Genomic DNA, 14261 nt, shown 5'->3' with positions numbered 1-14261 from the left:
CAGCAGGTAGTCAGTCTCAAAACTCTCAATGCTCTCAGCGCAGCCCACCCAAAAAGGCCACGCCCTTGCCAAACACCGCCCGGATGGGCAAGCGCAGTTCATGCTCCCGCGCCTTGCTGCGCAGACGGCTGAGGATCACATCCACACGGTGTGTGTCCGGGTCCTTTTCGTAACCGAACAGCAGATCGTGCACCAGCGCCTTGCTGTGGACTTCACCCGGGTTTCGACATAGCACGTCCAGCAGGCGGTATTCCTGAGGGGTCAGCGGCAGGCTCTCGCCCGTGGGAGCGTGGAGACGCTCCTCTTCCAGCAGCCAGCCCCCGTGCGTATCCGGCCCCTCCGCCGTGGCGGCGGTCGTGGCGCCCGCCGCTCCCTGTTGCCGCATCCGCTGCCACAAGCCCGAAACCGCCTCCGCCAGCGCGGCGAAGTTCACCGGCTTCACCAGGTAGAAATCCGCCCCCAGGCTCAGGCCGCGCAACTTGTCTTCCTGACTGCCCCGGGCGGTGAGCACGATCAGGCCGTGCTCGGCCAGCCCCCGCAGGTACTCCAGCGCGCTGAAGCCGTCCTCGCCGGGCAGGCCCACATCCAACAGGATGATGTCCGCCGGGTGCCGGTGCAGCTCGCGCCAGAAGGCTTCGGCGCTGCCGACACCCCAGGCCGGATAACCCTTGGCCTGCAGGAAGAACAGCAACTCTTCGCGCAGATCGGGGTCGTCTTCGATGATCGCCAGTCGCGGCGGGTTCTCGTTATTCATGCTTCTATGATCGTCACTTCATCGTTCTCGGGCCACTCGACGTGCCTCGGCAGGCTGATCAGGAAACTACAGCCTGGCCCGAGGCGTCGCTCCAGACGCAGATCTCCGCCATGGGCGAGGATGATCTGCCGGGCCACATGCAGGCCCAGACCCGCGCCGCGGGCATTGGCCGCGCCGGCCTCGGCCCGCCGATAACGCTCGAAGACCCGGGCGGCCTGTGCTTCGGGGATACCCGGTCCGAAATCCCTGATACGGACCAGGAAGCGCCCAGCCTCCTCGCTCAGCTCCACCACCACCGGCCCGCCCGGCGCGTATTTGGCGGCATTGTCGAACAGGTTACTCAAGGCAATGCGCAACAGGCCAGCATCGGCCTGCACGTGCAGGAGCGGCTCATGGCCGCGAAGGCCTTTCTCGACGAGGTGAGATTCGCGGCCATGAGCCGCTCCTACAGCGGAAGGGGGGCTGGGCAGGTCTTTGCCGTTCAGGCGCAGTCGCAGCTCGTGCTGCTCGGAGAGCGCCACCATTACCGCGGACTCGCGGATCAGGCCGATCAGGTCCACCGGCGCCGGGTTCAGGTACAGCTTGTCGGAGGACAGGCGGGCATCGGCGAGGAAGTTGTCGGTGAGCTGAATGAGACGCTCGGTGGCGCTGCGGATCTTGCTGTGGCGCTGTCCGCGCTGGCCCTCGGACAAGCCCGGCAGGGCCAGGTTCTCCAGCGCTCCGGAGATCACCGCCAGCGGCGTGCGGAACTCGTGGGAGACCAGGCCGATGAAGTGCCGCTGTCGCGAGGCGGCCTCGCGCTCCAGGTGCAGCTGCCGGGCCAGGTGCTGCTTCTCCAGACTCTGGCGGTTCTCCTCGCGGATGCGCCAGATCGCCAGGCCCAGCACCAGCAGCATGTTCACCAGGGCCACGTACTGCCAGACGCCATAGAGCCAGGCGTAGTAGGGAATGAGGCCGAACAGTGAGCCCAAGGCCAGCAGCGCCGTGAGCACATAGAGCAGGGGCGCGATTCCCAGCACCAGGGTGATCACATTCACCCCTTCCCGCCACCATAGGCGCAGGGCGCCGGCGGTGAACAAGGGAGTGACCAGCAACATGATCACCCCCTGGAGCTTCACCGCCAGGTGGTAAAAGTCCAGCGGTATGCTCAGCTGCATCAGCAGGTTCAGGGCGATGACGCCCAGCAAGAAGCGGTACAAGCGGGGCGCATTGCGGCGGAACTCCAGTGCCTCGCTGCACATCCACAATAGGCTGCTGTAGGCGAGCAGGGTCAGCACGCTGGTGAGGTAATGCTGCAGCAAGGGAAACTGCGCCCCCCAGAGCCAATGCACGAAGCCCTGCACACAAGCCACCAGCAAACCGCTGCTGGAGAACAGGAAGACCGACCAGAGCAGGCGGGTACGGCTGATGAGCGCCAACAGCAAGGCCATGGCGCCGCCGATCGACACCAGCCCGAAGTAGAAACTCCAGCCGGCGGTGTCGGCGGCCGCCGCATCGGCATAGTTCGCGGGGGTCCACAGGCCGCCGTCCACCAACACCGCACTGGTGCTGGCCGCGCGTATGACCACTTCATAGCCCGGCGCGTTCGCCGGCGCCGGCAGCACCACCACAGGAGTGCGGGAGTCCAGGTCCCCGCGCCGAGTCCCGGCGGTGTCCCCTAATTCCTTGCGCTCCCAGGGTGCCTGACTGCCTAGCGGCCTGAAGTAGACCGTCAGCTCATCCACGTAGTTGGGCCCCAGCCGCAGCCATCGCTCGCCCTGCCCGAACTGCTCGGCGGGCAGGCGCAGACGCAACCACAGGGCCGAGCGGGTGTAGCCGGCTGACAGCACGCGCTCCCGGCGTGTCAGGGCGGCCTCCGGCAGCGCCAGGAAACCCTGCAGATCAAGCGCCGCGTCGTGGTCCTCGTACTCGTGGAAAGGCAGATCGGCACCCAGACGCAGCGGCTGCCCCTGGGCCAGCCCCCCGGCGAGCAGCAAGACCAGCGCCCAGCCGGTGCGGAAAAGCCACCGCTGCTTCAAACGAAACCGATCCGCTGCGCCGCCCCGCCCTTGGCCCGGCATTCCCGCTTGAGCATCTCGTAGAGCCCGGCGGCTTCGGCCCGCTCGCCCCAGAGCTGCAGCTGGCGTGCCGCCACGGCGAAATCGCCGGGCGTGAGCTTGTCCAGCGCCCGCACCTGGCGCTCGATCGCGGCATCAGCGCCCTCCTCGCCTCCCAGGCGAGCAAGCTCCCGGCTGAACAGCGCCCAGCGCTGATCAGGGGTGAGGTAATCGAAGCGCACCTTGGCGGTGAAGCGGCGCAGGCTCGCCGCATCCAGCTTGTCCATGAGGTTGGTGGTGCAGATGAACACCCCGTCGAAGCTCTCCATCTGGGTGAGCAGCTCGTTGACCTGGGTGATTTCCCAAGCCCGGTCGGCATCGCGCCGGTCAGCCAGGAAGCTGTCGGCCTCGTCCAGCAGCAGCACGGCATCCTCGTTGCGGGCCTGCTCGAACATGCCGGCGATGTTCTGCTCGGTCTCCCCCACCCATTTGCTGAGCACGTCCGAAGCCCGGCGCAGCAGCAGGGGCTTGTCGCATTCGTGGGCGAGATACCGCGCCAGCTCGCTCTTGCCGGTGCCCGGCGGGCCGTAGAAGCACAGGCTCGCGCGGCCGTTGCGACGCAGCCCTTCCACCAGCCGGGGCATGTCCATGTCGGTGTTGAGGAAGGCCAGATCGTAGCCGCCGCTGCGCCGCGCGCCGGCGCCGCTGGCCTGGCGGCCCAGCAGCTTGGCGCTGCGCGCCAGGGTCTGCTCGGCGATTTCCAGGGCCCGGGCGTTGTCGCCGCCACTGGCCACCAGCGCGACCTTGGCGGCCTTTTCCATCTGCGCGGGCGTGGTCAGCTCGTTCTCGGCAAGCTTTGCCAGCCACGCCTCGGGCGGCTGGAAGCGGGCGAAGTGATGACGAACGATATTCAGCCTCACCCGCCCGGGGGGCACCGGGCATTCCACGGAATAATCGAAGCGGCGCAGATAGGCCGGGTCCACATGGCCCACCCGGTTGGCCACCCACAGGGCCGGCACCGGGTTGCGCTCCAGCGCCCGGTTCACCCAGGCCTTGCCGGCGGTGCTGCGCCCCTGGCCACCGCCTTCCAGCAGGGCGAAGGGATGGCTGTCCACCTCGAATACGTCCTCGATCTCGTCGAACATCAGCAAGGCGTTGCGTCGACGGGCGAGCAGCCGCTGGCACAGGCTGTAGGCCCGCAGCCGCTGCTCGCCGCGAATGGGCCCGCCCTCGGCGTTGCTGAAACCGATCTCGTAGAGGTCCGCCCCCAGATCGGCGGCCAGGGCCTGTACCAGCTCGGTCTTGCCCACCCCGGGCGGGCCGTGCAGCAGCACGTTGGCCCCTTTCACACCCTCGGCCATGGCCCGGCTGAGGTAGGCCCGCAGCAGGCCCACGTCCTCGCTCAGGTGGGGGAAGTCGGCCACCTGCAGGCTGGGGGGGTCGGCCCGCTGCACGAAACGCTCCAGCAGCTGCTCCACGTCCTCGTGGGCGGCGAGCATGACCTCGCCGAAGCCCTCGATCAGATCCAGCTTGCGCTCCAGGTCCACCACGTTGCGGTCTATGCGCAGAATGCCGGAGCTGAGCAAGGGGGCGTCATCGCGGGTGGCGCCCTGGAAATCCTTCACCGGCACGCCGCACATATGCGCCAGGGTGCGGCACAGGCCGAGGGTGGAGGTGCGCGGCGTAAAGGGCGAGATGGCCGCCCGGAAACCGGGGAAGGTCTCGCAGACCACGGCGAAGGCGAGCAGCACCTGTTCGGCCGGCGAGAGCCCCAGCACTTCGGTGAGCAGGCGGATATTATCCAGCAGCGGCTGCTGCCGGGCGGCGTGGGCCTCGGCGTAGTGCTTGCGCCGGGCCTTCAGCAGCCGCTCGTAGTACGGGGCACCACGGCGGGATTTCTTCCCTTCGGGCAGCTCCTCGAAGGGCTCCAGCTCCAGCACCCGCAGGAAATCCGCATCCTCGAACACCGGGGGGATATCGCCGGGCCGGGGCGGCCGGTGCCAATCCAGATACAGGGCCAGTTCGATGAGCCAGGTGGCGAGCATGGGCTGGTAGGTGGGCATGTGCTCGTCCAGCGCCGCGGCCTCGGTGCGCTTGCAGCGCAGCAGGTCTTCCAGATCATCGAACATGCGTTATGCCACCTCCGTTGCTTGCCGTCGCCAGCGGGCCAGCATGCCCGCCGGGACGACCAATCATGTCGCGTCGCCCAGGGCCCGCAGGCCGCTGACGCGCCGCACCCGGCGGCGCACCGCCTCGTGCAGTACCTCGGGTTTGCTGGCGACCAGTGTAAACCAGCGGCTCGCCCGGGTAATGCCTGTGTAGACCAGTTCACGGCTGAGCACCGGATTGCCGTGGGCGGGCAGCATGAGGGCGGCGTGGCGGAACTCCGAGCCCTGGGATTTGTGCACGGTCATCGCAAAGCAGGTCTCCAGCTGCCCGAGCCGGCTGGGCAACACCCAGCGCACCCGGTCGGAACCGTCGCCGCTGAGGAAGGCCACCCGCAGGCGCCCGCCCGGCCCCGATTCCTCGCCGGGCAGGCGCAGGGCGATGCCCACATCGCCGTTCATCAGGCCCAGGCCGTAGTCGTTGCGGGTGACCATGACCGGACGGCCCGCATACCACTGCCCTTCCCCGCTGATCAGACCCCGGCTTTGCAGCATCGTGCGAATACGGCGGTTCATGGCCTCTACCCCCCAGGCCCCGCCGCGCAGGGCGCACAGCAGCTGGAAGCCGCCGTAGGCCCCCAGCACCGCCCGAGCCCAGTCGTCCCGGGCCTGCGCATCGGCGCTCTTCCCGGGCTGGCGGCTGTGCATAAGCCGCAGGTAATCGCCATAACCGGGGCTGCCGGCCGCCGGGTCGCCCTCCACCAGCCATTCGGCCAGCGCCGCCTCCTCCGGCTCGGCGGGACGCCGCCAGCTCACATCGTCATGGGGCCCGCGCTGCCAGAAATCGTTCACGGCGGCGGCGTCCCCGGCGCGCACCCGGGCCGCCAACGCGGCGATGCCGCTGTCCGGCCCGAAGCGGTGGCTGTCGCGCAGCATGACGATGTGCTGGTCCAGCGCTCCGCCCTGCTCGCTCAGATATTCGGCGGGCACCGGCTCGTCGCTGATGCCGGCGAGCCAGCGTACGGTCTCGGGGCGATAATGACCGCCCTCGGCGCGTCGACACAGATCCCCCAGCACCGCGCCGGCCTCCACCGAGGCGAGCTGGTCCTTGTCGCCCAGCAGGATCAGCCGGGCAGGAGTCGGCAGGGCCTGGAGCAGCGCGGCCATCAGTTCCACATCCACCATGGAGGCTTCGTCCACTACCAGCACATCCAGCGGCAGGGGGCGCTCGGCATCGTGGCGGAAATGGCGGCTGTCCGGGCGACTGCCCAGCAGGCGATGCACAGTGCTCACCTCGGTGGGGATCAGGGCGCGCAGCGCCTCGCCCTGCTGATCGTCACCGAGGGGCAGTCGGGCCACCGCGCCGGCGATGGATTCGTTGAGCCGGGCGGCGGCCTTGCCGGTGGGGGCGGCCAGGCGAATCCGCAAGCCCTGGGGCTTGCCGCCGGCCCGAGCCAGGGCCTGGAGGATGGCGAGCAGCCGCAGCACGGTGGTGGTCTTGCCGGTGCCGGGGCCGCCGGTGATGATGCTGAAGGCGGAACGGGCGGCCAACGCGCAGGCGATGCGCTGCCAGTTCACACCGGAGGGCGGGCGCGGGTCGGCGGCGAACAGGCGCTGCAGCCAGTCACGCAGTTCGGCCTCGGGCAGCCGCGTCAGAATCTCCTCATCCCGCGCCAGACGCTCGCCCAGCGCCCGGGCAATGTCTTGTTCGTACTGCCAGTAGCGGCGCAGGTACAGCCGGCTGCCCTCCCGCACCAGGGGCGTCTCGCCGGGCCCGTCGGCCACCAGTTCGGGGCAGAGCAGCGCCGCCAGCCAGTCTTCCAGACGCTGCCCGGCCAGCAGTTCGGAGGGAAGCCGCGGCGCGGGCCCGCCGAACAGGCCTTCCGGCGGCAGGGAGAGGCTGTCGTCGGGCCGGGCGAGCAATTGCTCCAGGTCCAGGCAGACATGGCCACGGCCGAGCTGGTGGCTGGCCAGCCCGGCGGCCAGCAACAGCCGCGGCTCCGCCCGGGGGGCCTCCCGGTGCAGGAATTCCACGAACACCCGGTCCAGCCGGCGCAGCCAGCCGGCCTCCACCCAGCCCTGCAGCAGGTTCAACACCTGGGCGGGGCTGTCCAGGGACGCCTTCAGGGGGTCCACGACACTCATGCGGGGGTCTCCTCCAGGGCGGCGCCGGCGCGGCGGCCGCGGAACAGGGCGTCCAGTTCCTCGATCAACTCGGCGGGCGGGCGCTCCCAGTGCAGGCCGCCGCTTGCCGCGCTGCCGCCGCGCAGAAACAGATAGGCCGCCCCGCCCATGTGCCGCTGGTAGTCGTAATCGGGCAGGCGAGCGCGCAGCAGGCGGTGCAGGGCCAGGGTGTAGAGCACGTATTGCAGGTCGTAGCGCTTCTCCAGCACGGCCTCGCGCATGGCTTCGACTGTGTAGGCACTCTCGTCCGCGCCCAGCCAGTTGGATTTGTAATCGGCCAGGTAATAGCGGCCCTGGTGCTCGAACACCAGATCGACAAAGCCCTTGAACATGCCGTTGAGGCGGCTGGGCAGCACCGTCGGGCGCGGCGCGCCGCCCAGGGTGCGGGCGCGCACCCGCGCATCCAGGCGCTGGCTGGCCACGTCGCCGACCTGGAACCAGAACTCCAGCTCGCACTGATAGCCACGGCGGTCCAGTTCGGCCAGGCTCACCGGCTCCGCTCCCGGCAGGGCCAGGGGCGTTTGCAGGTAATCCCGCAACCAGGCATGCAGCATCTCCGCGTGGGGGGCGTAGCCGCGCCGGGCGCAGCGGCTGTAGACGGTGTCGCGCAGCAGTTCGGGGTCGTTCAGCACCTCCCCGAAGCCTTCCCGGCCGGCCCACTCCAGCAGGCCGTGCAGGAAGGTGCCGGGGTTGGGGCCTCGGGGGAAAGCGTGCAGCCCCTGCAGGCGGCGGGGCAGGGCCGGCGGTTCGGACGGCTCATCGGTGGCCTCGCTGAAGATGTCCTCCATGGGGCTGTCCGGGGCGCCCGTCAGGCGGTCCTCGTCCGGCGCCGTGGCGCCCAGGCGCAGGGCACTGTAACTGGCAATCCACCAGTGTTCCCGGGCCGGGCGCGCGACTGTCCGCGCCCGGCCCGGCCCGGCGTCGGCCCGGGGCGGGGACCAGCGGGTCGCATCCGGCTCCGGCGCCGCCAGGGCGTGCAACTGCTGGTGGCCGGCGCACAGCGCCCGCACGGCCTCCGCGACGTCTTCGCTGGCCAGCGGCGCGCCGCCGCCCAGCACATGGCCCAGAGCGCCCTTGTGCAACTGGCAGGCCTTGCTGTTGCCCACCTTCAAAGGCGCGACACCCAGCCAGCAGGCATGGCGGGCCCGGGTGAGCGCCACATAGAGCAGGCGCAGGTCTTCGGCCAGGCGTTCCTGGTCGGCACGGGCCAGCACCCCCTCGTCGGCCTCCAGCGCCAGCACCAGCTCGCCCTGGTCGTTGTGGTATCGCAGCGGGCGGTCTTCCTTGCGCACCTCGCGGAAGCCGCAGACGAAGGGCAGGAAAACCAGCGGGTACTCCAGGCCCTTGGATTTGTGAATGGTCACCAGCTTGATCAGGTCTTCATCGCTTTCCAGGCGGATGACCTGCTCGTCGGTGCTCTCGCCCTGCTCCAATTGCTCGGCCAGATGGCGAATCAGTGCCTGTTCGCCATCCAGCTCGGTGGCGCTCTGCTGCAGCAGCTCGGCCAGGTGCAGCAGGTCGGTGAGGCGCCGCTCGCCGCCGTCCTCGGCCAACAGCCGCTCGGGCACCCGGAAATCGTGGATCAACTGGCGCAGCATGGGGAGCACGCCCTGGCTGTGCCAGCGCCGGCGATAGTCGCGAAAGCGCAGCACCTCGGCTTCCCAGTGCAGCTCGTCGGTGTTGAGCCGATCCAGGGCCTGCCAATCCAGACCCAGGGTGCGGGTGGCCAGGGCGGCCCGCAGCAGGCGGTCGGACTCCGGCTCGGCGCAGGCACACAGCCAGCGCAGCAAATCCTGCGCCTCGGCGCAGGCGTAGACGGATTCCTTGTCGGACAGATAGACGCTGCGCAGCCCGCGGGCGGCCAGCGCGCCGCGGATGGCGTCGGCCTCGGTGCGATTGCGCACCAGCACGGCCATGTCCCGGGGGCGCACCGGGCTCGTCCCACCCTCGCCGTCCCGCAGCTCGCCCTGTTGCAGCAGGCGCACCATCTGGGTGGCGCAGACCGCGCTCATGCGGCGCAGGTAGTCGTCCTTGCTCAGCGCCTGCTCGCCGTGCATCCAGATGTTCAAGGCGGGCTGGGGAGCACCGGCCAGGTACAAGGCCTCATCCCGCCCCTGGGCGTCCACCGGGTGGAAGGGCAAGGGGTTCTCGGGGCCGTCGCGGAACAGAAACGCGCCCCGGGGGCATTGCTGCTCCGCGTGCTCGAAGACCCGGTTCACCGCCGCAACCATGGCTTCGGTGGAGCGGAAGTTGCGCCCCAGGGTGTAGTGGCGACCGCGGGTGGCGCGGCGGGCCTGCAGGTAGGTGTGGATATCCGCCCCGCGGAAGGCGTAGATGGCCTGTTTGGGGTCGCCGATGAGGAACAGGCCCTGCTCCGCGGGCGATTCCTCCAGCCGGTAGACCCGTTGGAAGATGCGATACTGCACCGGGTCGGTGTCCTGGAACTCGTCGATCATGGCCACCGGGAACTGCTTGCGGATCACCTCGGCCAGACGCTCGCCATTGTCTGTCGCCAGCGCCTCGTCCAGGCGGCGCAGCAGATCATCGAAGCCCAGCTCGGCGCGACGGCGCTGGGCCTGTTGCACCCGGCGCTGAATCCAGGCGGCGGCGTGGCGCGGCACCTCGCCGCAGGGGGTGGGCAGCGCGGCCAGCGCGGCGGACAGCTCGGCGATGGCCGCCAGGGCCGGGTGCGCCGGCGCCTCGCCCTGCTTCCAGATCTCTCCCAGGCCCTCGGGGGTCAGGCGCTTGAAGCCGGTCTTCAGGTCCAGCGCGTCGGCCGCCGGGTCGGCGGCCCAGGCCCGCAGCTTGTTCAGCCAATCGTTCTGGAAACGCTGCTGGAGCTTGTTGCCGTTGAAGGCTTTCCGGCCCCGGGCTTCGTTGAGCAGTGCCTCCAGCTCATCGCACCACTGTGCCCAGGGCGGGGACTTGAGCCTCCGCAGTTCCTGCTCACGCTGCACTTCGGCTTCGCGCATGCGGGCGAGCAAATCGGCGTCGGCCAGGGCTTCCGGCACATGGCCGATCAGGCCACGCACCGCGCCCAGCAGGCTGTCGGGGGTGCTCCAGCGGGACTGCAGATCGGCCAGCAGACCCGCCCCCAGCTGGAAGACGAAGCAGCGCCAGTAGTCCCGGGCCGCCTCCTCGTAGAGCGGCCCCTGGTCGGTTTCCAGGTTCTGGGTGAACAGGCTGCCGCTATCGAAGGCGTGTTCGCGCAGCATGCGATAGCACCAGGCGTGGATGGTGGAGACCGCGGCCTCGTCCATCCAGTCGGCGGCGCAATCCAGCTGGTAGGCGCAGGCGGGCCACTCCTCCGGGGGCCACTGGTCGCGCAGCTCTCGCAGGAACGGGTCGGCTTCGTGCAATTCCTCGCGGAAGTACCGGGCGGCCTCGCTCAGCCGGTCGCGGATGCGCTCGCGCAGCTCCTGGGTGGCGGCCTCGGTGAAGGTGACCACCAGGATCTGCGGCGGCAACAGCGGCTGCTCCCGGCCATGGGCCAGCACCAGGCGCAGGTACAGCGCGGCGATGGTCCAGGTCTTGCCGGTGCCGGCGCTGGCCTCGATCAGGCGGCTGCCGTGCAGGGGGAAGCTCAGCGGCTGCAACAGGGTGCTCTGGCTCATGGGGTGGCCTCCGTGCTCAGTCCCTGGAGCGTGGCGCTGCCGGCGGCGGCGAACAGCGGTGTGTAGAGGGTGTTGCGCCAAGCGTGGAACTCCTCGCTGGCGAGCAGGGCATCGAAATCCTCGAACACCCGGGCAAGATACGGGCTCCGGGCGCGCTCGCCGGCGTGGGTATAGCCGCCGTCGAAGCATTCTCGGGCGGCGGCCCCCGGGTCCTTGCCGGCCTCCTCCGCCCGCAGCCAGGCGAAGCTGCTGCGACACGCCACCGGCAGGGGCGCGCACTGGTTGGCGCGCCAGGCGTTCACCAGCGCGCGCAGCGCCTCCCGGGCGGGTTCGGGGGCCAGGGGTTCAAGGCACAGCGTCCCGTCGGTGGCGAGCATATAGCTGCTCAGCGGCTCGCCCAGGGCATTGCCGGCCAGATGCTGCAGCCACAGCCGCAGCAGGGCGTGGTGGCGCAGCTTGGTTCCCTCCCCCAGCTCGCCGGCGCGGGTGTGGATCAGCGCGCGCCGGCCCTGGGCGTCCACACGCAGGCCGGTGAGCCAGTCCTCCAGCTGCCAACCGCCCTCGCAGGCCAGGCTCAGCCACTGGGGCTCCGTGCTGGGGCGGTAGCGCTCCAGCAGCGGGCCGGCGGTGTCCAGGAGTTTATCCAGGGGTTCGCGCAGGTGCTGCGTCAGCCACAGCTCACCGGCGGTGCCGGGCGGCAGCTGGCCGCTGCGCCGCAACCGGGCCAATTCCTGCTCGACGATATCGGCGGCCCTGGCAGGCGGTGCGGCCACCACCCGCTGCAGCACCGCATCGCGCAGCTGGTAGAGCTGCAACCGGTCCAGGGCGAAGGGTTCCTGATCCAGCCGCGCGCCACCCTGGGGGTCGAAGTGCACCTTCAGGCGCTGGCGGAAGAAGGCCTCGGCCGGGTCACGCAGCAGGGTCTGCAGGGCGCTCAGATCCAGGGCGGTGTCCGGGCCGGGAGCCCCCAAGGGCTCGGCCCGGGCGGCGGCCTGGCCGCCGGCCACGCCCGCCCATTCCCGGGCGTAGCTGAACAGGGGGCTGGTTGCGGGCTCGGCGGGGAAATTGGCCGGGCTGAAGGGCTGCAGCGGATGCCGCGTGGTCAGTACCGGCAGCAGTTCGCCACCCTCGGCGAGCCGCCAGCCGGCGGCCAGATGGTCGCGCAACTGGGCCACCAGCACCGAGGGCGGGCGGGCGCTGTTGTCGCGTATGCTCGCCCCCACCCAGCTGATATAGAGCTGGCGGCGGGCGGAGAGCAGCGCTTCCAGAAACAGGTAGCGGTCATCCTCGCGACGGGACCGGTCGCCGGGGCGCAGGTCACCGGCCATGAGGTCGAAATCCAGCGGCGGCGCGCTGCGCGGGTAATCGCCATCGTTCATGCCCAGCAGGCAGACCAGGCGGAAGGGAATGGCGCGCATGGGCATCAAGGTGGCGAAGCTCACCGCGCCGGCGAGCAGGCGCTGGTTGCGGGCCCGCTCTTCCGCCATCGCCAGCCAGCTCTCGCGCACCACGGTGAGCGGCAGCGCCTCGTCCAGATCGGCCTGCTCGCAGGCCTGCAGCCAATCATCCAGCGCCTCGCCCAGGCTGGCCAGCAACAGCGCCTCGCGGCCTTCCTCCGCCATGAAAAGCTCTTCCAGCAAGGCGCCCAGACGCGCCGCCCAGTGCTGGGCGGCGGCGGGCTCGGCCACCCGGCGCCACCAGCGCTCCAGGGTATCGAGCAGCTCCACCAGGGAGCCCAGGGCGGCGGCTTCCAGGCCACCCACTTCCGCATAGGGCTCTATGCCGGACCAGGCCTCGCCGCGGCCCACGGCGTAGCCCAGCAGCATGCGCCGCAGGCCGAAACGCCAGCTGTTCTGCTCCTGGCCGTGGGGCAGGTCCAGACTCGCCCGCTGCTCGGCGTGCAGCCCCCAGCGCACCCCCGCGCCCTCGATCCAGCGGCGCAGCAGGGGCAGATCCGTCGCCTCCAGGCCGAAGCGCCGGCGCAGCGCCGGCACGTCCAGCAGATCCAGCAGATCGGAGACGGCGAAGCGGGATTCCGGCAGGCTCAGCAGCCGTTCCAGGGCGATCAGCAGGGGCTCGCGCCCGCGGCTGCCCTGGTCGGAGACGGAAAAGGGAATATGCCGCGGATCGTCCGGGGCGATACGGCCGAACACCGCCTGGATGTGCGGCGCGTAGCGATCGATGTCGGGCACCATCACGATCACGTCCCGGGGCCGCAGTTCGGGGTCGGCGGCGAAGCGGGCGAGCAGCTGGTCGTGGAGAACCTCCACCTCCCGCTGGGGGCTGTGGGCGATGTGAAAGCGCAGGGAGTCGTCGTCGGCGGCCACCGCCGGCCAGTGCTCGCGGCTCTCGTGCAGGGGGCGCAGCTCGCGGATATCGTCCTGCAGCTGGTTGAGCAGGCTCCCGCCACCGTGGGGCTCGAACAGATCGATGCGCTGGCTGAACAGCGCCCGATAACGCTCGGGCTGGTCGTATTCTTCCAGCAGGCCGATGTAGTCCCGCCCCTGCTTGCCCCAGGCGGCGAGCAGGGGGTGGGCGTGCAGGTGCAGATCGTGCTGGTTCAGTTCCGCGGGCATGCCGGGGCGGGCGGCCTGACGGCGCTGACGGGCGCGCAGCAGATCCTTGCCGGCGATGATGTCGGCCCAGTGATACTCGCAGGGGTTGTGCACGAAGAGCATCACCTGCAGCTGGCCGGAGAGCGCCTGCAGGGCCTCCAGGGTCTGGCTGGGCAGCGAGGAGATGCCGAACACGATCACCCGGCGCGGCAACTCGGTCGGGATGCGGGAAAGCTCCCGGGCGGCTTCCACGAAACGTCGGTGCACCGCGGCCCGGCTGTGGCGATACCGGTCCTCGCCCAGCTCTTCGAGCAACGCGCGCCACAGCGCCGGCTGCCAGAAGTCGCGGGCATCGAGCGCCCGCACGCCCCCGTGGGCCAGGCGCAACCGGTCCTGCCCCGCGGCCCAATCGGCGAGCCAGTCGGCACGGTACACCTGGTACTGGTCGAACAGATCCGCCAGCCGCTCGGCGAGCTGGTAGCGCTTGCGCAGGTCCCCGTCATCGTGCAAAAAGGCGCGCAGGGGCTCGAACACGGGCTGGGCGAGCAATTCGGGGAGCTTGCGCATCAGCCGCCAGAGCAGCGGCGCCTTGTCGAAGGGCGAGGTTCGGGGAACGTCCTCCGCGCCCAGCACGGTGCGATAGGCCTGCCAGAGAAAGCGCGCCGGCAGCTGCACATCCAGCGCCGCGGCAATGCCGCAACCGCCGCCCTCGCCGTCATCGCGGGCCAGCGCGAGCTTGAGCCACTGGGCAATGCCGTTGCTCTGCACCAGGATGGCTTCGTTCTCCAGCGGCGCGAGCGGATACGCGCGCATCCACTCCACGGCCAGATCGCGCAGGTCCTCCAGACGATTGCCGTGCACCACCATGAAACCGGGCTGCAGCGGCTCGGGCCGAGACATGGACACCCCCAGAAACGGTTGGAATTGTTCAACGTGGCGGAAAGCCTAACACCGCCGGCGACAGCACGTGTCGCGCCGCAAGCTTGCCTGCCGACCGGAGAGCCGGCCCGGGC

General features: G+C 70.1%; 6 protein-coding genes. All 6 read right to left on the bottom strand.

Annotation, left to right across the window (positions count from 1 at the left end):
• Nucleotides 1-34: 34 nt before the first annotated feature.
• A complete protein-coding gene (locus tag GBG68_RS02025) occupies nt 35-754 on the bottom strand; it encodes a response regulator transcription factor (protein WP_152144596.1) in 720 nt (239 codons plus the stop codon).
• Complete coding sequence (locus tag GBG68_RS02020) at nt 751-2772, bottom strand: sensor histidine kinase (RefSeq protein ID WP_193222180.1); 2022 nt, start codon at nt 2770-2772, stop codon at nt 751-753. Before GBG68_RS02020 ends, GBG68_RS02025 begins: the two co-directional genes overlap by 4 nt.
• Entirely contained in the window at nt 2769-4919 is a 2151-nt protein-coding gene (locus GBG68_RS02015; protein ID WP_152144592.1) for an AAA family ATPase, read from the bottom strand. The genes GBG68_RS02020 and GBG68_RS02015 overlap by 4 nt, the downstream gene beginning before the upstream one ends.
• A gap of 63 nt (nt 4920-4982) precedes the next feature.
• Nucleotides 4983-7040 carry an exodeoxyribonuclease V subunit alpha gene (gene recD / locus GBG68_RS02010; protein ID WP_152144589.1) on the bottom strand — a complete coding sequence of 686 codons (2058 nt, stop codon included), beginning with the start codon at nt 7038-7040 and terminating at the stop codon, nt 4983-4985.
• Complete coding sequence (gene recB / locus GBG68_RS02005) at nt 7037-10693, bottom strand: exodeoxyribonuclease V subunit beta (protein WP_152144588.1); 3657 nt, start codon at nt 10691-10693, stop codon at nt 7037-7039. The genes recD and recB overlap by 4 nt, the downstream gene beginning before the upstream one ends.
• Complete coding sequence (recC, locus tag GBG68_RS02000; protein WP_226801543.1) at nt 10690-14148, bottom strand: exodeoxyribonuclease V subunit gamma; 3459 nt, start codon at nt 14146-14148, stop codon at nt 10690-10692. The genes recB and recC overlap by 4 nt, the downstream gene beginning before the upstream one ends.
• Nucleotides 14149-14261 lie beyond the last annotated feature (113 nt).

This window comes from Alkalilimnicola sp. S0819 (assembly GCF_009295635.1).
Taxonomy (GTDB): Bacteria; Pseudomonadota; Gammaproteobacteria; order Nitrococcales; family WHIW01; genus S0819.
This window is presented reverse-complemented; position numbering and strand designations above follow the sequence as displayed.

What these genes read in the sequence shown, in the direction of transcription:
- GBG68_RS02025 (WP_152144596.1), bottom strand. Translation starts at nt 754, where the DNA reads ATGAATAACGAGAACCCGCCGCGACTGGCGATCATCGAAGACGACCCC.
- GBG68_RS02015 (WP_152144592.1), bottom strand. Translation starts at nt 4,919, where the DNA reads ATGTTCGATGATCTGGAAGACCTGCTGCGCTGCAAGCGCACCGAGGCC.
- recD (WP_152144589.1), bottom strand. Translation starts at nt 7,040, where the DNA reads ATGAGTGTCGTGGACCCCCTGAAGGCGTCCCTGGACAGCCCCGCCCAG.
- recB (WP_152144588.1), bottom strand. Translation starts at nt 10,693, where the DNA reads ATGAGCCAGAGCACCCTGTTGCAGCCGCTGAGCTTCCCCCTGCACGGC.
- recC (WP_226801543.1), bottom strand. Translation starts at nt 14,148, where the DNA reads ATGTCTCGGCCCGAGCCGCTGCAGCCCGGTTTCATGGTGGTGCACGGC.